The organism is Isoptericola chiayiensis (genome assembly GCF_013149805.1).
GTDB lineage: Bacteria > Actinomycetota > Actinomycetes > Actinomycetales > Cellulomonadaceae > Isoptericola > Isoptericola chiayiensis.
In genome coordinates, this window is record NZ_JABEZT010000002.1 from 629859 (window position 1) to 648448 (window position 18590).

The 18590-nt window shown below is 73.1% G+C and carries 18 protein-coding genes; 11 read left to right on the forward strand and 7 right to left on the reverse strand.

What is annotated here, in order from left to right:
- Positions 1 to 15: 15 nt before the first annotated feature.
- Positions 16 to 1266, reverse strand: coding sequence for a tRNA dihydrouridine synthase DusB (dusB, locus tag HDG68_RS06030; RefSeq protein ID WP_172150205.1), 1251 nt, complete (start codon positions 1264 to 1266; stop codon positions 16 to 18).
- 126 nt (positions 1267 to 1392) lie between these two features.
- Between dusB and HDG68_RS06035 the strand changes: the two genes are divergently transcribed.
- Positions 1393 to 1548, forward strand: a complete 156-nt coding sequence (locus tag HDG68_RS06035; RefSeq protein ID WP_172150207.1) for a hypothetical protein — start codon at positions 1393 to 1395, stop codon at positions 1546 to 1548.
- Positions 1549 to 1659: 111 nt separating this feature from the next.
- Entirely contained in the window at positions 1660 to 1803 is a 144-nt protein-coding gene (locus HDG68_RS06040) for a hypothetical protein (RefSeq protein WP_172150209.1), read from the forward strand.
- Between the two features lie 105 nt (positions 1804 to 1908).
- Here HDG68_RS06040 and HDG68_RS06045 read toward each other — a convergent pair whose 3' ends face one another.
- A complete protein-coding gene (locus HDG68_RS06045; protein WP_172150211.1) occupies positions 1909 to 3303 on the reverse strand; it encodes a glycine--tRNA ligase in 1395 nt (464 codons plus the stop codon).
- Between the two features lie 199 nt (positions 3304 to 3502).
- On the opposite strand from HDG68_RS06045, the gene HDG68_RS06050 reads away from it, so the two are divergent.
- The 9 genes from HDG68_RS06050 to HDG68_RS06090 all read left to right on the forward strand — a co-directional run bounded on the left by HDG68_RS06050 (position 3503) and on the right by HDG68_RS06090 (position 11388).
- A complete protein-coding gene (locus HDG68_RS06050) occupies positions 3503 to 4510 on the forward strand; it encodes a metal ABC transporter substrate-binding protein (RefSeq protein ID WP_172150213.1) in 1008 nt (335 codons plus the stop codon).
- On the forward strand, positions 4507 to 5313 hold the full coding sequence (locus HDG68_RS06055) for an ATP-binding cassette domain-containing protein (RefSeq protein WP_172150215.1): 807 nt from the start codon (positions 4507 to 4509) through the stop codon (positions 5311 to 5313). The genes HDG68_RS06050 and HDG68_RS06055 overlap by 4 nt, the downstream gene beginning before the upstream one ends.
- Positions 5310 to 6239, forward strand: a complete 930-nt coding sequence (locus HDG68_RS06060; protein ID WP_172150217.1) for a metal ABC transporter permease — start codon at positions 5310 to 5312, stop codon at positions 6237 to 6239. Before HDG68_RS06055 ends, HDG68_RS06060 begins: the two co-directional genes overlap by 4 nt.
- Positions 6236 to 6646 carry a Fur family transcriptional regulator gene (locus tag HDG68_RS06065; RefSeq protein ID WP_172150219.1) on the forward strand — a complete coding sequence of 137 codons (411 nt, stop codon included), beginning with the start codon at positions 6236 to 6238 and terminating at the stop codon, positions 6644 to 6646. Before HDG68_RS06060 ends, HDG68_RS06065 begins: the two co-directional genes overlap by 4 nt.
- A 34-nt stretch (positions 6647 to 6680) precedes the next feature.
- Complete coding sequence (locus HDG68_RS06070) at positions 6681 to 7226, forward strand: DedA family protein (protein ID WP_246253578.1); 546 nt, start codon at positions 6681 to 6683, stop codon at positions 7224 to 7226.
- On the forward strand, positions 7226 to 8263 hold the full coding sequence (locus HDG68_RS06075) for a FecCD family ABC transporter permease (protein ID WP_172150223.1): 1038 nt from the start codon (positions 7226 to 7228) through the stop codon (positions 8261 to 8263). Before HDG68_RS06070 ends, HDG68_RS06075 begins: the two co-directional genes overlap by 1 nt.
- Before the next feature lies 1 nt (position 8264).
- Entirely contained in the window at positions 8265 to 9329 is a 1065-nt protein-coding gene (locus tag HDG68_RS06080) for a FecCD family ABC transporter permease (RefSeq protein WP_172150225.1), read from the forward strand.
- The gene (locus HDG68_RS06085) at positions 9326 to 10201 is read left to right on the forward strand and encodes an ABC transporter ATP-binding protein (protein ID WP_172150227.1); all 876 of its coding nucleotides are present in this window, start codon (positions 9326 to 9328) and stop codon (positions 10199 to 10201) included. The genes HDG68_RS06080 and HDG68_RS06085 overlap by 4 nt, the downstream gene beginning before the upstream one ends.
- A 119-nt stretch (positions 10202 to 10320) precedes the next feature.
- Positions 10321 to 11388, forward strand: coding sequence for an ABC transporter substrate-binding protein (locus HDG68_RS06090; protein ID WP_172150228.1), 1068 nt, complete (start codon positions 10321 to 10323; stop codon positions 11386 to 11388).
- A 145-nt stretch (positions 11389 to 11533) separates the two neighbouring features.
- Here HDG68_RS06090 and HDG68_RS06095 read toward each other — a convergent pair whose 3' ends face one another.
- From HDG68_RS06095 to HDG68_RS06115, 5 genes are all read right to left on the reverse strand, one after another.
- Positions 11534 to 12325, reverse strand: coding sequence for an isoprenyl transferase (locus tag HDG68_RS06095; RefSeq protein ID WP_172150229.1), 792 nt, complete (start codon positions 12323 to 12325; stop codon positions 11534 to 11536).
- Positions 12325 to 13059 (reverse strand): DNA repair protein RecO, encoded by a 735-nt coding sequence (recO, locus tag HDG68_RS06100; protein WP_172150230.1) that lies wholly within the window; start codon positions 13057 to 13059, stop codon positions 12325 to 12327. Before recO ends, HDG68_RS06095 begins: the two co-directional genes overlap by 1 nt.
- A gap of 30 nt (positions 13060 to 13089) precedes the next feature.
- Positions 13090 to 14880, reverse strand: a complete 1791-nt coding sequence (gene leuA / locus HDG68_RS06105) for a 2-isopropylmalate synthase (RefSeq protein ID WP_172150231.1) — start codon at positions 14878 to 14880, stop codon at positions 13090 to 13092.
- A gap of 245 nt (positions 14881 to 15125) precedes the next feature.
- Entirely contained in the window at positions 15126 to 16883 is a 1758-nt protein-coding gene (locus HDG68_RS06110; protein ID WP_172150232.1) for a DUF7937 domain-containing protein, read from the reverse strand.
- A gap of 91 nt (positions 16884 to 16974) precedes the next feature.
- Positions 16975 to 18570, reverse strand: a complete 1596-nt coding sequence (locus HDG68_RS06115; RefSeq protein WP_172150233.1) for an alpha/beta hydrolase family protein — start codon at positions 18568 to 18570, stop codon at positions 16975 to 16977.
- Positions 18571 to 18590 lie beyond the last annotated feature (20 nt).

Sequence of the window (18590 nt, forward strand, 5' to 3'; positions counted from 1 at the left end):
GGGACGACGAGCCGGTCAGCCGCCGGAGACGCTGAGCTCGGCCTCGCGCAGCTTCTGCTCGAACTCCTCGTCCAGCTCGCGCGAGTCGAGCCAGCCGTAGGGCAGGTGCGGCTTCTTGGGCGACCCAGCACGACCGCGCGGCCCCTCGGCGTCCTCACCCGGGTACGGCAGGGACAGGTCGAGGGCGTCGAGGCGCTCGCGCAGCTCGGCGAGGCTCGAGACCATCGCCAGCCCGCGCCGGGCGTCGCCGCCGACCGCGTACCCCTTGAGGTACCAGGCCATGTGCTTGCGCAGGTCGCGCGTGCCCTTGTCCTCGTCGCCGTCGTAGTACTCGATCATCAGCTCGCCGTGGCGGTAGATCGTGTCGGCGACCTGCCGCAGCCCGGGCCGCACCCGGGCGTCCGACCCGTTGAACGCCGCAGCGAGGTCCGCGAACAGCCACGGCCGACCCTGGCAGCCGCGACCCACGACGACGCCGTCGGCGCCGGTCTCGCGCACCAGGCGGATCGCGTCCTCGGCGGCCCAGATGTCGCCGTTGCCGAGCACGGGCACCGTCCGCACCGCCTCCTTGAGCCGCGCGATCGCGGTCCAGTCGGCGGTGCCGGAGTAGTGCTGCGCGGCGGTGCGGGCGTGGAGCGCGACGGCGGCGGCACCGAGGGACTCGGCCGTCCGGCCCGCCTCGAGGTAGGTCAGGTGGTCGTCGTCGATGCCCTTGCGCATCTTGACGGTGACCGGGATGCCGTACGGCTCGGCCGCGTCGACGGCGGCACGCACGATGCCGGCGAACAGCTCACGCTTCCACGGCACGGCGGCCCCGCCGCCCTTGCGCGTCACCTTGGGCACGGGGCACCCGAAGTTCAGGTCGACGTGGTCGGCCCGGTCCTCACGGGCGATGATGCGCACCGCCTCGCCGACGGTGGCGGGGTCGACGCCGTACACCTGCGCCGAGCGGGGCGTCTCGTCCCTGCCGAAGGTGACGATGCGCAGCGCCTCGGTGTTGCGCTCCACGAGGGCGCGCGAGGTCACCATCTCGGCCACGTACAGGCCCGGGTCGAACCCGGTGGACTGCCCGGCCTGCCGGCACAGGGTGCGGAACGCCCGGTTGGTCACGCCGGCCATCGGCGCGAGCACGACCGGCGTGTCCACGGTGATCGGACCGATCTGCAGCGGCGGGAGCACACGGGTGCCCGACGCCGGAGCGTCCGGTGCGGTGGCGGGCTGCGGCGTCGTACGTGTCGGGTCGAGCGTGGAGGTCACGCTCGCCATTGTCCCACCGGGGGCGTGGCCGCCGCTGTGACGCCGTCTGGTGGCGCTGCTCACCATCCGCCGCGCTCGGGTCGCCCGGACCGACCACTGCTGGCATTCTGGCGCAACCCCGACGAAAGGAATCTCATGGCTCTCTGGCTCGTCCTCATCATCGCCGGTCTCGTCTCGCTGATCCTCGGCCTGGTCGGACTCGGGCAGTTCTTCATCTGGGCCGGTGTGATCGCCATGGTGGTCGGCGTGGTGCTCGTGCTGGTCAACCGCGGGAACCGCAAGGTCGGCTGACCCGTGGGACCGGCGCGCTCGAGCCGTTCGGCGCGCGGATCATGACAAGTCGTGCGATCGTCGTCGATATCGCGACAAGACCTGTCGCGGACGGACGAAGGAGGTCCAACTATGCCCCTCTGGCTCATCCTCATCATCATCGGTGTCGTACTCCTCATCCTCGGCCTCACCGGGATCGCGGAGTTCCTGCTCTGGATCGGCGTCGCCGTGCTGGTGGTCAGCCTGGTCCTGGCCCTGGTGAGAAGGGCGAAGTAGCGACCTGATCGTCCAGCAGGACACACCCGGGAAGCACCGGGTACGACGCAGCGGGGCCGTCCCACGTGGGACGGCCCCGCTGCGTCGTGCGGAGTGGACCTGCGGTCAGGAGACCCCGGGCATCTTCTCGGCGAGGTAGCCGGCGACCTTGTCCAGGGCGACGCGCTCCTGGGACATGGTGTCGCGGTCGCGGATGGTCACGGCCTGGTCGTCCAGCGTGTCGAAGTCGACGGTGACGCAGTACGGCGTGCCGATCTCGTCCTGGCGGCGGTACCGCTTGCCGATCGCCTGGGTGACGTCGTGGTCGACGTTCCAGTACTGGCGCAGGTCCGCGGCGAGCTTCTCCGCCGTCGGGAGCAGCTCGGAGCTCTTGGACAGCGGCAGCACGGCGGCCTTGACCGGGGCGAGCCGCTTGTCCAGGCGCAGGACGGTGCGCTTGTCGACGCCGCCCTTGGTGTTGGGCGCCTCGTCCTCGGCGTACGCCTCGACCAGGAACGCCATGAGGGACCGGGTCAGGCCGGCGGCGGGCTCGATGACGTACGGGAAGTACTTCTCGTTGGTCACCGGGTCGCGGTACATCAGATCCTTGCCGGAGTGCTCCGCGTGCGTGCTGAGGTCGAAGTCGGTGCGGTTGGCGATGCCCTCGAGCTCGCCCCACTCCCCGCCGGTGAAGCCGAAGCGGTACTCGATGTCCACCGTGCGCGTCGAGTAGTGGGAGAGCTTGTCCTCGGGGTGCTCGTAGAGGCGCAGGTTCTCCGGGTCGATGCCCAGACCCGTGTACCAGGCCATGCGGGTGTCGATCCAGTACTGGTGCCACTCGGCGTCGCTGCCCGGCTCGACGAAGAACTCCATCTCCATCTGCTCGAACTCACGGGTGCGGAAGATGAAGTTGCCCGGCGTGATCTCGTTGCGGAACGACTTGCCGATCTGCGCGATGCCGAACGGCGGCTTCTGCCGCGCCGCAGCGGCCACGTTGGCGAAGTTCACGAAGATGCCCTGGGCGGTCTCCGGGCGCAGGTAGTGCTTGCCGGACTCGTCCTCGATCGCGCCGAGGTAGGTCGAGAGCATCATGTTGAAGTCACGCGGCTCGGTCCACTGCCCGCGGGTGCCGCAGTTGGGGCAGGCGATCTCTGCGAGGCCGCCCTCGGGCTCGCGGCCCTTGCGCTCCTCGAACTCCTCGATCATCTGGTCCTCGCGGAACCGCTTGTGGCAGCTCAGGCACTCCGTCAGCGGGTCGGTGAACGCGCCGAGGTGGCCGGAGGCCTTCCAGACCGGGGTGGGCAGGATGACCGACGAGTCGATGCCGACGACGTCGGGACGACGCGTCATCGCCTTCCACCACTGCTTCTTGATGTTCTCCTTGAGCTCCACGCCCAGGGGGCCGTAGTCCCACGCGGAGCGCGTCCCGCCGTAGATCTCGCCGGACTGGAAGACGAATCCCCGCCGCTTGGCGAGGGAGACGACGGCGTCGAGCTTGGCGTTCGCGGACGGTGCTGCCACGGATCACTCCTGGGTGTCGACCCCGCAGGTGGCTCCGGCGGGGCGTACGTTCACGGTGGGACCGGCGCCTCGCGGGCGCCGGTGGCCCAGCCTACCGGCATGCCGTCGAGCAGCCCTCGGGCCCGCGCGGCGGTAGCGTGACTGACGTCGCACCGGCCAGCTTTGACTTTCATTCTCAACCAGAGTGAGAATCGTTATCATGACTCCTCGTGCCCGCCTCGGCCTCGCCGCCGCGCTCCCCCTCGGCCTCGTCCTGACCGCCTGCGCCACCGACGCCGGCAGCGACGACGCGGCCGCCGACGGCGTGCAGGTCCTCGCCTCGTTCTACCCCCTGCAGTACGTGGCCGAGCAGGTCGGCGGCGACCTCGTGAGCGTCGACAACCTCACTCCCCCGGCCGCCGAGCCGCACGACCTCGAGCTCGCCCCCGCCCAGGTGCGCGAGATCGGCGACGCCGACCTGGTCGTCTACCTCACCGGCTTCCAGCCGTCCGTCGACGAGGCCGTCGAGGCGCGCGCGCCGGAGCACGTCGTCGACGCCGCCGACGTCGTGCCCCTCGAGGAGAGCCCCGGCACCGTCGAGCACTTGGACGAGGCCGAGGACGCCGACGAGCACGACCACGAGGGCGAGACCGCGGAGGAGCACGCCGAGCACGCGGAGGACGACGGCCACGACCACGGCACGCTCGACCCGCACTTCTGGCTCGACCCGACCCTGCTGGAGCCGGTCGCCGACGCCGTCGCCGCCGAGCTCTCCGCGGCCGACCCGGACAACGCCGACACCTATGCCGCCAACGCCGAGACGCTGAAGGCCACCCTGGACGACCTCGACGCCGAGTACGCCACGGCGCTGGAGCCCTGCGCCGACGAGACGCTCGTGACGAGCCACGCCGCGTTCGGGTACCTGGCCGAGCGCTACGGCCTGACCCAGATGGGCATCTCCTCGATCGACCCGGAGGCCGAGCCGTCTCCGGCGCGCCTGCGCGAGATCGGCGAGGTCGTCGAGGCGAACGACGTGCAGACCATCTTCACCGAGACGCTGACCAGCCCGAAGGTCGCCGAGACCCTGGCGGACGACCTGGGCGTCGCCACCGCGGTGCTCGACCCGCTCGAGGGCCTGTCCACCGAGGCCGAGGAGGCCGGCGACGACTACGTTGCTGTCATGGAGAACAACCTGGCCGCACTGACCGAGGGCCTGGGCTGCGCGTGACGACACCCGCCATCGACGCCCGCGGCGTCCACGTCCACCTGGGCGCCAGCCACGTCCTGCGCGGGGTCGACCTGCGGGTCGAGCCCGGTGAGGTCGTGGCCCTGCTCGGCGCCAACGGCTCCGGCAAGTCCACGCTGGTGCGCACCGTCGTCGGGGTCCTGGAGCCCAGCCGGGGAGAGGTCAACCTGCTCGGCCACCGCCTCGGCAACGACGTGCCCTGGCAGCGCATCGGCTACGTGCCCCAGCGCATCAGCGCGGCCGCCGGCGTGCCCTCGACGGCGAGCGAGGTCGTCGCCTCCGGCCTCCTGCACGGCCGGCGCCTGTCGCTCCCCCGCGGCTGGCGGACGCTGGCGCGCGAGGCGCTCGACCAGGTCGGCCTGGCCGACCGCGCCGGGGACGCCATCGGCCAGCTCTCCGGCGGCCAGCAGCAGCGGGTCCTCATCGCACGCGCCCTGGTGCGCCGACCCGAGCTGCTGGTGCTCGACGAGCCGGTCGCCGGCGTCGACCGGCCGAGCCAGGAGGCGTTCGCCGCGACCATGACCCGACTGGTCGACGACGGCCTCACCGTCCTGGTGGTGCTGCACGAGCTGGGCGAGCTCGCCGACCTCATCACGCGCGCCGTCGTCCTGCGGCACGGCCAGGTGGTGCACGACGGCGCTCCCCCGCGCCCGCACGCCAGCCACGACGCCGCCGAGCACGAGCACCTGCACCCGCACACCTCCGAGCTGCCGGCGCTCGACGCGCGCCACGTCGGCCTGAGCGACGGACCCCTGGACGCCGGCGACCGGGAGGCCCGCCCATGAGCGAGATCACCTACATGCTCACCGACCCGCTGATGCAGCGGGCGCTGCTGGCCGCGCTGCTGGTCGGCGCCGCCGCCCCGGTGGTCGGCACGTACCTGGTCCAGCGACGCCTGGCGCTGCTGGGTGACGGCATCGGGCACGTCGCGCTGACCGGCGTGGCGCTCGGCTGGCTCATCGGGTCGGCGATGGGTCTGGTGCCGAACGACGTGCTGGCCGTCCCGGGCGCCGTGGTGACCGCCGTCATCGGCTCCGTCCTCATCGAGGTGGTCCGACGGCGGGGACGCACGTCGGGCGACCTGGCCCTGGCGATCATGTTCTACGGCGGCATCGCCGGGGGCGTGCTCATCATCGGTATCGCGGGCGGCTCGTCCGGCAGCCTCATGGCGTACCTGTTCGGGTCGATCTCCACGGTCACCACGACCGACCTGGTCCTCACGGTCATCCTGTGCGCGCTGATCCTGGCCGTGGGTGTCGGCCTGCGGGCCGCGCTGTTCTCGGTCAGCCACGACGAGGAGTTCGCGATCTCCTCGGGGCTACCGGTCTGGGCGCTGAACATGGCGGTGGCCGTGCTGGCGGCCCTGACCGTCACGGTGGCGATGCGGGTGGTCGGGCTGCTGCTGGTCTCGGCGCTGATGATCGTGCCGGTCGCGATCGGCCAGCTCGTGACGCACTCGTTCCGCCGCACCATGGCGGTCGGGTCGGTGATCGGTGTCCTCGTGTGCGTCGTCGGGCTGAGCGTCACCTACTGGTACCCGGTCTCCCCCGGTGCCCTCATCGTGGTCCTCGCCATCGCGGTCTACGCCGTCGTGGCAGGCTTGCACCCGTTGCTCGCGCGCCGTCGGCCCGCCGGCGACCCGCACCCCGACATCCCCGACGACGTCGAGGTTGCCCCGAGAGCGTCCGCCCGAGGAGACTGCACACCATGAACCAGCCGCTGCGCATGACCAAGCAGCGGGCCGCCGTCGCCGAGGCCCTGCAGGTCAGCGACGAGTTCCGCAGCGCCCAGCAGCTCCACGAGCTCCTGCGGGACCGTGGCGACGCCGTCGGGCTCGCCACCGTCTACCGCACGCTGCAGGCGCTGGCCGACGGCGGCGACGTGGACGTGCTGCGCACCGACGACGGCGAGGCCCTGTACCGCCGGTGCGCCCGGACCGAGCACCACCACCACCTGGTGTGCCGCTCGTGCGGGCGCGCGGTCGAGATCGACGGCCCCACCGTCGAGGCCTGGGCCGCCGAGGTGGGCTCCACCCACGGGTTCGCCGACATCGAGCACACCGTCGAGCTGTGGGGCACCTGCGCCGCCTGCCGCGCGTCCGCCGACCGGGCGAGTTAGGCCAGGCATACCTCAGCGGTGCAGAATGGGGCCCATGGTCACCGCCCCGCTGCTCGCCGCCGCGTCCTCCGACGCCGAGCGGCACGGCGTGTTCACGCTCGAGGGCTTCCCGTACTGGATCGTGTACGTCGCCGCGTTCGGCATCGTCATGGTCCGCGCCCAGGCCACGTACTGGCTGGGGCGCGGGGTCGCGCGCGGCATGGGCGGCACCCGCGTCGCGCACGTGCTGGCCTCCCCGCGCGCCACCCAGGTCATCGACCGCATCCACCGCTGGGGCCCTCCCGCGGTGACCTTCTCGTTCTTCACCGTCGGGGTGCAGACCGTGGTCAACCTCGCCGCCGGGTACCTGCGCATGCCGTTCGGGCGCTACCTGGTGGCACTCACGTTCGGCTGCCTCGTGTGGGCCGCGATCTGGACCACCGTCGGGACCGCCGTCGTCTGGGGCGCCGTCCTGCTGTTCCTGCACCACCCCGCCGTGCTCGCCGCGCTCGTCGTCCTCGCGCTGGGCCTGACCGCCTGGCTGCTGCACCGCCGTCGGACGCGCACCGACGCGGCGCAGCCGACGCCCGAGGAGGTGTGATGCTGACCTCCCCCGCCGCGGTGCCCACCAGCGCCGCCGAGCAGGTCGCCCGCCGCACCCGGCGACGGCTCCTCGCCTGCGTGCTGGCGCTGGTCGCCCTCGCCGTGGTGGTCGTGGCCAGCCTGGTGCTCGGGGTGCGCGACGTGTCGCTACCGGTCGTGTGGCAGGCGCTCACGGACCCCGTCGCCGGCGACGTCGACCACCGGGTCATCGCCGGCCAGCGCGTCCCGCGTGCCCTCGTGGGCCTGGCCGCCGGTCTCGCGCTCGGTGTCGCCGGCGCGGTGATCCAGGGCGTCACCCGCAACCCGATCGCCGACCCCGGTCTTCTCGGGCTGAACTCCGGCGCGTCGCTGGCCGTCGTCTGCGCCGTCTGGCTGCTCGGCCTGTCCGCGCCGTCGCAGTTCGTCTGGTTCGCGTTCCTCGGCGCCGCGGCGGCCGCAGCCCTGGTGTTCTCGATCGGCGCCGGGCAACCGGTCAAGCTGGCGCTCGTCGGCGCCACGGTCACCGCGCTCATCACGCCGATGATCACGCTCGTGCTGCTGCGCGACCAGCAGGCGTTCAACCTCTACCGGTTCTGGGCCGTCGGGTCGCTCACCGGACGCGGGCTGGACACGCTGGTCGTCGTGCTGCCGTTCATCGCCGTCGGCGCCGTCCTCGCGGCAGGGCTCGCCCACCGTCTCAACATGCTCGCCCTCGGCGACGACATCGCCCGCGGCCTCGGTCAGCGGGTCGGGGTCACCCGGGCCGTGGCCGGGCTGACCATCGTGCTCCTGGCCGGGGCCGCGACGTCCCTCGCCGGACCGATCGCGCTGGTGGGTCTCGCCGTCCCCCACGCCGCCCGCCGCCTCGTCGGCACTGACTACCGCTGGGTGCTGCTGCTGTCCGCGCTGCTCGGGCCCGTCATGCTGCTCGGGGCGGACGTGATCGGCCGCCTGATCCTGCCGCACAGCGAGCTCGAGGCCGGCGTCGTCGCCGCCGCGATCGGCGCCCCCGTGCTCGTCGCGGTCGCCCGCGGCAAGAAGGTCTCGGGGGTCTGACATGACGACACGCCCCGTGGCCGCACCCGCGCCCGGCACCGCCTCCGCCGCCCCGGTGACGGCGCTGCGCCGTCACCGCCGTCGCCGCCTCCTCCTGGTCCTCGCCGTCCTGGCCGGCCTGATCGTCGCCCTGGCCACTCTCGCCCTCACGCTCGGCGCCGCCTCGCTCCCGCCGGGACGCGCGCTGCTCGCCCTGTTCGGCGTCGGCGACGACGGCGACCTGTTCATCGTCCAGCGCCTGCGCCTGCCCCGGCTCCTCGCCGCCCTGCTGGCGGGCGCCGCCTTCGGGCTCGCCGGTGCACTGTTCCAGTCGACGCTGCGCAACCCGCTGGCCAGCCCCGACATCCTCGGCATCGCGACCGGCGCCTCGGTCGGCGCGGTCACCGTGATGCTGGGCCTCGGCCTGACCGGCCTCGCGGTCTCCGCCGGCGCGTTCGCCGGGGCGTCGGTCATCGCGCTGCTCATCTGGTTCTTCGCGTGGCGCCAGGGCCTGCACTCCATCCGCTTCGTCCTGGTCGGCGTCGGCTTCGCCTACCTCGCCTCGTCGATCCTGGCGTGGCTGCTCGCGAGCGCCGACCAGCGCGAGGCCGCCTCGGCGCTCGTGTGGACGGTCGGCAGCGTGGCGGACGTCCGCGGCACGGAGCTCGCCGTCCTCGGGCTCGGGCTCGCCGTGCTGGCGCTCGTGGTCGCGTCGATCGCCCGCTGGCAGGCGCCGCTCGGCCTGGGAGACGACCACGCCCGCGGTCTCGGCGTGTCCACCGACGCCGCCCGTGTCGGTTCGCTGCTCGCAGCCGTCGCCCTGGTCGCGCTCGCCACCTCCGTCGTCGGGCCGCTGGCGTTCGTCGCGCTCGTCGCACCGGCCATCGCCCGGCGGCTGGTGGACGACGGCGGAGCGGCGCTGACCGTGTCCGTCGCCACGGGTGCCGCGCTGGTGCTCGCGGCCGACGTCGTCGCCGAGAACGGCCTGCTCGGCGTCACCGCCCCCACCGGCATCGTCACCGGCCTCGTCGGCGCGCCGTACCTGCTGTGGCTCCTGGCCACCCACGAGAAGAGAGCCCGCGCATGATCGACACCCCGCACCGCGCACCACGGACCGCCACCCGCGGCGACCTGGTCGCGCACGGCGTCTCCATCGGGTACGACGGGCACCGGGTGATCGAGTCGCTCGACCTGACGCTGCCCGAGGGCAAGGTCACCGCCGTCGTCGGCCCCAACGCCTGCGGCAAGTCGACGCTGCTGCGCGGGCTCGCCCGGCTGCACCCGCTGGAGGCCGGGCGGGTCACGCTGGGCGACCTCGACGTGACCGCGATGCCGCGCAAGGAGCTGGCACGGTCCGTCGGCGTGCTGCCGCAGTCGTCCGTGGCCCCGGACGGGGTGCGGGTCGCCGAGCTGGTCGGCCGCGGCCGGTACCCGCACCAGGGGTGGTTCGGCCGGCACAGCAGCGACGACGACGCCGTGGTGATGCGGTCGCTCGAGGCCACCGGGGTCGCGGACCTGGCCGACCGGCCCGTGGCCGAGCTCTCGGGCGGGCAGCGTCAGCGCGTGTGGGTGGCGATGGTGCTCGCCCAGGAGACCGACATCGTGCTGCTCGACGAGCCGACGACGTTCCTGGACGTCACCCACCAGATCGAGCTGCTGGACCTCCTGACCGACCTGAACGCCGAGCGGGGCACCACCGTGGTCATGGTGCTGCACGAGCTCAACCTCGCCGCCCGGTACGCGGACCACCTGGTGGTCATGTGCGCGGGTCGCGTGGTGGCGCAGGGCGCTCCGCAGGACGTGCTCGACGAGCGCACCGTCCTCGAGGCGTTCGGTCTGGACGCGCGGGTCGTGCCGGACCCGGTGTCGGGGACGCCGATGATCGTGCCGGTCGGGCGGCACCGCCGTGCGGACGGTTCGCTCGCACCGGACGGCTCGACCGAGCCGCGCGGTGAGTGACGTCACATCACGATTCGTGCACGACGGCGGAACGGGCTTCCGCCCGTCTCGTCAGTGAGGTTAGCCTTTCCTCATCCGTTCCACCTCGCGCTCCGGCGCGAGCACACCGAGGAGAATCCGTGCGTCTTCGCCGCTCCCTGAGCACCGCCGTCGGCCTCGCCGCGGCCACCGCCCTCACGCTGACCGCGTGCGCCTCCGAGTCGGAGCCCGACACCTCCGGCGAGGAGTCGACCACCGAGGAGTCCGCCGCTCCGGAGGGCGCCACCGACGAGTTCCCCGTGACCATCACGCACGCGCTCGGCGAGACCACCGTCGAGTCCGAGCCGCAGCGCGTCGCCACCTGGGGCTGGGGCTCCACGGAGGCCGCCCTCGCGGTCGGCGTCGCCCCCGTCGGCGTCGCCGAGCAGGTCTTCACCGTCGGCGAGCAGGCCCTGCTGCCGTGGGTCGCCGAGGAGTACGAGGCGCTCGGCGCCGAGGACCCCGTGATCTTCAGCGACGCCGAGGCCGGCGCGACCGTCCCCTACGAGGAGTTCGTCGAGGCCGACCCCGACCTCATCCTCGCCCCGTACTCGGGTCTCACCGAGGAGCAGTACGACCTGCTCACGGAGATCGCGCCGGTCGTCGCCTACCCCGAGGCCCCCTGGACCACGCCGTGGGACGACATCATCACCGTCACCGCCGAGGCGCTCGGTCGCACCGACGCCGGCGAGCAGGTGCTGAGCGACGTCGACACGTACTTCGCCGACCTGGCCGCGGAGCACCCCGAGTTCGAGGGCAAGACGTTCGCCGCCATCAAGGACTCGCCCACCGAGGGGCTCGTGTACGTCTACACGCCGGCCGACCCGCGCGTCAGCATCCTCGAGGGCCTCGGCGTCGTCTCGGCCCCGTCCGTCGAGGAGCTGGACAGCTCCGACGGCGGCTTCTACTACACGCTCTCCTACGAGGAGCTCGACAAGCTCGAGGCCGACTTCGTCGTCACGTACCTGTACGACGGCGAGGAGCCCGAGGCCTTCACCGGTTCCGAGGAGCTGCAGGCCATCCCCGCGGTCGCCGACGGCGACGTCGTCATGATCGAGGGCAACGTCGCCACCTCGTCCGTCTCGCCGCCCACCGCGCTGTCCTACGACTGGGAGACCGGCGTGCCGGCCCTCGTCGAGCAGCTCGCCGGCATCTACGGCGAGAGCTGACGCCTCGGTCCTCCAGACCCCGGGCCGAGACCCGGACGTCGGGCGGGCCTTGACCCGCGCACGGTCGTCATCCCCGAAGTGGAGGGCCCGCAGGGCCCGTGAACGCGACCGTGCGCGGGTCAAGGCCCGCCCGACGTCGTCGTGCTCAGGCTGTCGGCGCGTCCACCGCTCCCCCGTACCGCCGGTCCCGCCGCGCGAACTCCTCGACCGCACGCCACAGGTGCCGACGGTCGACGTCCGGCCACGGCTCGGGCAGGAACACCATCTCGGCGTAGGCGGCCTGCCAGATCATGAAGTTGCTCGTGCGCTGCTCGCCCGACGAGCGCAGGAACAGGTCCACGTCCGGCAGGTCGGGCTCGTCGAGGTACTTCTGGACGGTCTTCTCCGTGACGCGCGCCGGGTTCACCTTCCCGGCCACGGCGTCCCGGGCGATGGCGGCGGCGGCGTCCGCGATCTCGGCGCGCCCCCCGTAGTTCACGCACATCGTCAAGGTGCAGCGGTCGTTGCCCCTGGTCATCTCCTCGGCCTTCTCGAGCTCGTCGATCACCGAGCCCCACAGCTTCGGCCGACGCCCGGCCCAGCGGATCCGCACGCCCCACGACGCCATCTCGTCGCGCCGTCGTCGGATCACGTCCCGGTTGAACCCCAGCAGGAAGCGCACCTCCTCCGGCGACCGCTTCCAGTTCTCCGTGCTGAACGCGTACGCGGAGACGTGCTTGACCCCGATCTGCACGGCGCCCGCCACGACGTCGAGCAGGGACTTCTCGCCCTCCTTGTGCCCCTCGATCCGGGACAGGCCCCGCGCGTTGGCCCACCGGCCGTTGCCGTCCATGACGACGGCGACGTGGTTCGGCACGAACTGTGCCGGGATCCGTGGCGGGTTGGCGCCGGACGGGTGCGGGTACGGCTCGGCGTACTGCCGGGGTGCGGTGGGCATCAGGCCTCTCTCTCGATCATGCGCAACGAGCGCAGGGTGCGCTCCAGGTAGAACTGCGAGTACGCGGCGACCAGGCCGTCCGCCTCGCTGCGGTGTCGGCGCTCGGCGGCGTCGGCCACCTCCCAGTCGCCCGCCAGCAGCGCCGCCAGCAGGTCGAAGGTCTCGGGCGCCGGGGACGCGCTGCCCGGCGGACGGCACCGCGAGCACACGGCGCCGCCCTGCGCGACGGCGAACGAGTGGTGCGGGCCCGGCTCTCCGCAGCGCGCGCACTCCGTGAACGACGGCGCCCACCCGGCCACCGCCAGCGCGCGCAGCAGGTAGGAGTTCAGCACCAGGCCCGGGGTGTGCGCCCGCTCGGACAGGGCCCGCAGCGCGCCCACCAGCAGCCAGTACTGCTGGACGGCCGGCTCGTGCTCGGCCGCGACCAGGCGGTCCGCGGTCTCCAGCATCGCGGCACCTGCCGTGTACAGGGCGTAGTCGGCACTGATCTGGCGGGCGAAGGCGCCGATCGTCTCGACCTGCGTCACCGAGTCGAGGTTGCGGCCGGTGTAGAGCTGGACGTCCACCATCATGAACGGCTCCAGCCGGGCGCCGAACTTCGAGGACGTGCGCCGCACGCCGCGCCCGACCGCGCGGACCTTGCCGTGCTCGCGCGTCAGGAACGTGATGATGCGGTCGGCCTCACCCAGCTTGTGGGTGCGCAGCACGATCGCGTCGTCTCGGTACAGGGGCACCCGGCCATTGTCCCAGGTGCCCCTGTCAGGTCAGCCGTGCTCGGCGCGGTTGACGGCCGAGACGATCGCCTTGAGCGAGGCCGTCGTGATCGACGGGTCGACGCCGACGCCCCACAGCACGTCGTCGCCCACCGCGCACTCCACGTAGGCGGCCGCCTTCGCGTCACCGCCGGCGCTCATCGCGTGCTCGGTGTAGTCGAGGACCTTCACGTCCACACCGACGCCGGCGATCGCCGTCACGAACGCGTCCAGCGGGCCGTTGCCGGTCCCGACGAGGGTCTGCTCGGCGCCCTGGTCCACGACGTCCACCTCGAGGGTGGTGGTGCCGTCCTCGACGGCCCGCGTGCGGATCTCGCGCAGCTTGAGCCGGCCCCACGGCTGCAGGTCCTGGCCGTCGTTCTCCTCGGCGGGCAGGTACTCGTCGGCGAACATGCGCCAGATGTCGGCGCCGGTGACCTCGCTGCCCGCGGTGTCGGAGTACTTCTGCACCACGCCCGAGAACTCGATCTGCAGGCGGCGGGGCAGCTCCAGGTGATGCTCCGTCTTGAGCAGGTACGACACCCCGCCCTTGCCGGACTGCGAGTTCACGCGGATCACGGCCTCGTACGAGCGCCCCAGGTCCTTCGGGTCGATCGGCAGGTACGGCACGCCCCAGGTGAGCTCGTCGACGGCCTTGCCCTCCGCCTCGGCGCGGCCGGCCATGTGCTCGAAGCCCTTCTTGATCGCGTCCTGGTGCGACCCGGAGAACGCCGTGAACACCAGGTCGCCGGCGTAGGGGTGCCGTTCGTGCACCGGGAGCTGGTTGCAGTACTCGACCGTGCGACGGATGGCGTCGATCCCGCCGCCGACGGTGAAGTCGATCTGCGGGTCGATGCCCTGGCCGAACAGGTTCATGCCCAGCGTCACCAGGTCCACGTTGCCGGTGCGCTCGCCGTTGCCGAACAGGCAGCCCTCGACGCGGTCGGCGCCGGCCTGGTAGCCCAGCTCGGCCGCCGCGACGGCGGTGCCGCGGTCGTTGTGCGGGTGCAGGGACAGCACCACGTGCTCGCGGTGGTTGAGGTGGCGGCTCATCCACTCGATCGAGTCGGCGTACACGTTGGGCGTGGCCATCTCCACCGTGGCCGGCAGGTTGACGATCATCGGGCGCTCCGCCGTCGGCTCCAGGACCTCGAGCACCTCGTTGCAGATGCGGGCGGCGTACTCCAGCTCGGTGCCCGTGTAGGACTCCGGCGAGTACTCGTAGTAGACGGTGGTCTCCGGGACGGTCTCCTCGAGCTTGCGGCACAGCCGCGCGCCCTGCAGGGCGATGTCGACGATCCCGTCCTGGTCGGTGCGGAAGACGACCTCGCGCTGCAGGATCGAGGTGGAGTTGTAGATGTGCACGATCGCCTGCTTGGCGCCGCGGATCGCGTCGAAGGTGCGCTCGATGAGGTGGTCGCGGCACTGGGTCAGCACCTGGATGACGACGTCGTCGGGGATCCGCCCGGACTCGATGAGGGTGCGCACGAAGTCGAAGTCCGTCTGCGAGGCCGACGGGAAGCCGACCTCGATCTCCTTGTACCCCATCTGGACCAGGAGCTCGAACATGCGCAGCTTGCGCTCGGCGTTCATCGGTTCGATGAGGGCCTGGTTCCCGTCGCGCAGGTCGACGGCGCACCAGCGGGGGGCCTTCTCGATACGACGGTCGGGCCAGGTGCGGTCCGGCAGGTCCACGCGGATCTGCTCGTGGAAGGGGACGTACCGGTGGTACGGCATCTGCGAGGGTCGCTGCGGGTTCTGCGCGGCGATGCCGTTCGTGACGTGCGGGTGCTCGGTGTTCATCAGGGAGTTCCTTCGGGGGTGGTGTGGCTCGGTGACGGCCGGCGCACCAACGTCCTCCGCGGCGAGGAACCGGCCTCTGCTAGGCCTCGCCGCGGCACCGAAGGAGGAGGCTCACCACGTGCTGCACCCTCACACCGTACACCGTGTGTGGGCCCGGTCACCCGGACGGTCCGCGAGGCGCGCGCCCGGCCCACCTGGCGGGAGAGTTGCCTACCCCGCGGTAGGGCCGGCGTCGTCGGGTCGGCTCAGCGGCGGGTGCGCAGGGCGGCGTCGACCGCGGGGTCGCCGAGCGCGCCGAGCCAGTCGAGCAGCGCCGGGTAGGTCGACGGGTTCGCCGCGACGTGGGGCCGCAGGTGCGGCGCCTCCTGGACGATGACGGCCAGCGACTCCAGCGGGGTGCTCGGGTCAAGGGCCTGGTCCGCCGTCCAGCGACTGCCGGGCACGTCCGCCACGGGCGGCAGCACCTGGGTCTGGTGCGCGGCGTGGCCCACCGGCTCGGGCGCCGACGACTCGGGCTGCGCGGACGGTGCGGGCTGCTCGGCGACGTCGGTGCGCACCGGTGCCATCTGCTGGGTGGCGTCCGTCCCGGCGGCCCACGTCCCACGCCACCGCGAGCCGTGGCTGGTCCCCTGCGGTTCGTCCGCGTGCTCCTGGGCCGCGGGCTCCTGCCAGCTGCGCTCCGGCACGACCGGCTGCTGGACCGCCGTCTCCTCCGCGGCGGGCCGTCGGCCCTCCTCGTCCCGGCCCTGGTAGGAGCCGGCGGGGGCCTGGGCCTCCCACGGCCGCTCACCGGGCGTCTCGGCCGGACCCGACGCGGATCCGTCGGCGGGGGCCGCGCCGAGGAGCGCGCGCACGGACGGCGGCAGCAGCAGCGCGCCGAGGACCAGCGCCGGGAGCGCGAGCGCCAGCAGCAGCTCCTCGACGCGCGACGCCGTCCCGATCCCGGCACGCGCGACCAGGATCACGACGCCGAGGACCACGACCAGGCAGGCGGCACCCACCGCCGTCGAGTGCCCGGCCCGCGGGTCGCGCAGCAGGGCGCGCCGGGCGAGGAGAGCCAGGACCACCACCAGCACACCGACGACCAGTCGCAGGACCGCCTCGACCAGCCCGCCGGAGAAGGGCTCGCGGTCCACCAGCCGCAGCACCGCGACGGCGGCGACGAACCCGCCGACGAGCATCATCAGCTCGAACGCCTGGACCGCCACGGCGACCCACCGGTGCGCGCTCCGCTCCCCCGGTTCGCCCACGGCGGCGGCCGCCCGGTCGAACGCCACCGGCACCGCGGCAGCGGCCACCACCGGCAGCAGGAGCAGCCCGTAGCGGCCGCCGTGCAGGGACTCGAACCAGGCCGCGGACCCCCCACCGAGGAACACGATCTCCAGCGCCACCGCCGCACCCACGACGATCAGCACGATGCCCGCGGGTTCGTCGTCGCGCAGGAAGCGCCGCACCGTCAGCCACAGCACGCCGAGGACCAGCACCGCCGCCAGCAGGGCACCGACCACCGCCGACCACGACGCCCCGCCGAGCATCGCGAGCACCGGCGTCACGACGGCCCCGAGTGCCACCACGACGGCGCTGACGATCACGGGCCGCGGGCCGGGCACGGCGGCGGCCAGGACCACGCCGGCCAGGCCGACGGCGAGGCCGCCCCCGACGGCGCCGGCGTCACCGGCGGTGCGGGCGACGTCGAGCACCAGGTACAGCAGGGCCACCAGTCCGTACGGCATGAGGCAGAGGAGCCGGGTGGCGGGGTCGACCAGCCGCCCCCAGCCGCCGGCGAGGACACCGGCCCGCTCGGCGTACGGCGCGACGATCGCCACGAGCGCGAGCACCGTCGTGAGCACCACCCACAGCAGGTCGCTGCCGCGGTGCCCGATCTCCCACGGTAGGGGCAGGGCCACGAGCAGCGCGACGGCGGCGACGACGTCGCGCACGACGTCCCGGGGCGGCACGCCCGTGAACGGCGAGCGGCGGGACGCGTTGACGACGTCGGACATGGCGGTGACTCCTCGTTGTCGGGGGCCGGGACCGGCCCGGAACGTTTCTACCTGATGACGACGGCCACGTCAGGTCACCGCGCGCACCAGGTCACAGACCGAGCTGGTACACCCCCCAGTACGCGACCGTGACCAGCAACAACGCCGAGCCGACGACGACGGCCCACAGGGTGACGTGAGCGACGGCACCCCGCGCGACGGGCCCGGCGTCCTCGCGCGGGCGCGACCGGGCGTCCACGACCCGCTGCAGGAGGACGGCAGCGGCGACCGCGGCGCCCACCCCGAGCAGCCGCACGGCGATCCACCCACCCTGGACGACGAGGGCGTCGCGCTCGTAGTCGATGGCCAGACGCGCGACCGCGGCGAGGTAGACGGTCAGCGCCACCACGGTGACCGTCGCGAAGAGCCCGAGGGCGACGAGCGGCGGCCCGACGCCGGGCGCGAACCGCTTGAGGCGGGTCCGACCGGGCCGGTGCGTGGCGCGCCGGGCGAGCACGGTCACCCCCCAGGCCACCAGGGACAGCACCACCAGCCCGGTGCCCGCCACCACGACGGCGAGCACGACGTCACCGTTGCCCCACCAGCGCGGCTGCGGCACGGGCGCGGCCAGGTAGAGCTGCTCGGGCTCGGCCCCGGCGACGTGGGGCTCGGCATCGGCCGTGCCCGGCATGCCCTGGATCCAGGCGGCCATGTCCCGCGGGAAGTCGGGGTGCAGCGGCGCCTCGAGGTCCTCGGGCGCACCCTCGGGCAGCTCGTCACGCAGCCGGATGCCGTGGTCCGCACCGCCGTAGTACCGGACCGTGACCGGGGCGCCGGCCCCGACGGCGGTGTCGGCGGCGATGAGCCGCACGCCCTGCTCGATGGGCATCGACGGGTCGGCCGTGCCGTACACGACGAGCACCGGTGCCGTCTGCTGCTCCAGCCAGGGCCGGACGTCGAAGTCCGCGTAGTCGAACCCCCCGCCGGGGAGCTGCATGCCGACGGCGCGCGGGATCGCGCGGAAGACCTGGTCCGGCACCTCGGTGTTGCGCAGGTAGTTGTCGACGGCGAACGCGGCCTGCTCCCGCGGGGGCACGACCGGGGCCGACACCAGGACCGTGAAGGCGATCTGCGGGTCCGCGACCTGCATCACCGGAGCCACCCACGTGCCCTCCGACTCCCCGTAGACCCCCACCTGCTCCGGGTCGACGCCCTCGGACGACCGCAGCAGGTCCACCGAGCGCAGGTAGTCGTCGGCCATCGCCACGTAGTCGCGGTCGCGCGTGGAGTACGTGTCCAGCCGCTTGTCCGGCACGAGCGTCGCCACGCCCGCGCTCGCGAGCAGCTCGGCGGTGTCGACGAACGCCTCGTCGGCGCTGCCGGTTCCCGCACCGTGCACGAACACCAGGCCCGGCCGGCCGGTCAGGAGCGTCCCGTCGGGTCCGACCGGGCGGCGCAGCAGACCGCCCACCTCCGCGCCGTCGAGCTCCACCGTCACGGGCGTGGTGCGCACCGCGAGGTCGCCGACCTCCCCGATCTCCCCGGGCGCCAGCACGGCCGGGCCCGAGGTGTCCACGGTCGTGTCCGCCGTCGACGGCGTGATGTGGTCGCGGACCGGCACGGGGTGCCACTGCGGCCCGGCGACCGACCCGATCACCGCCAGCCCGACCAGCAGGGCCAGGCTGGTCGCGATCGTCCGGAACACCACCTACCGGATGCTACTCGGCG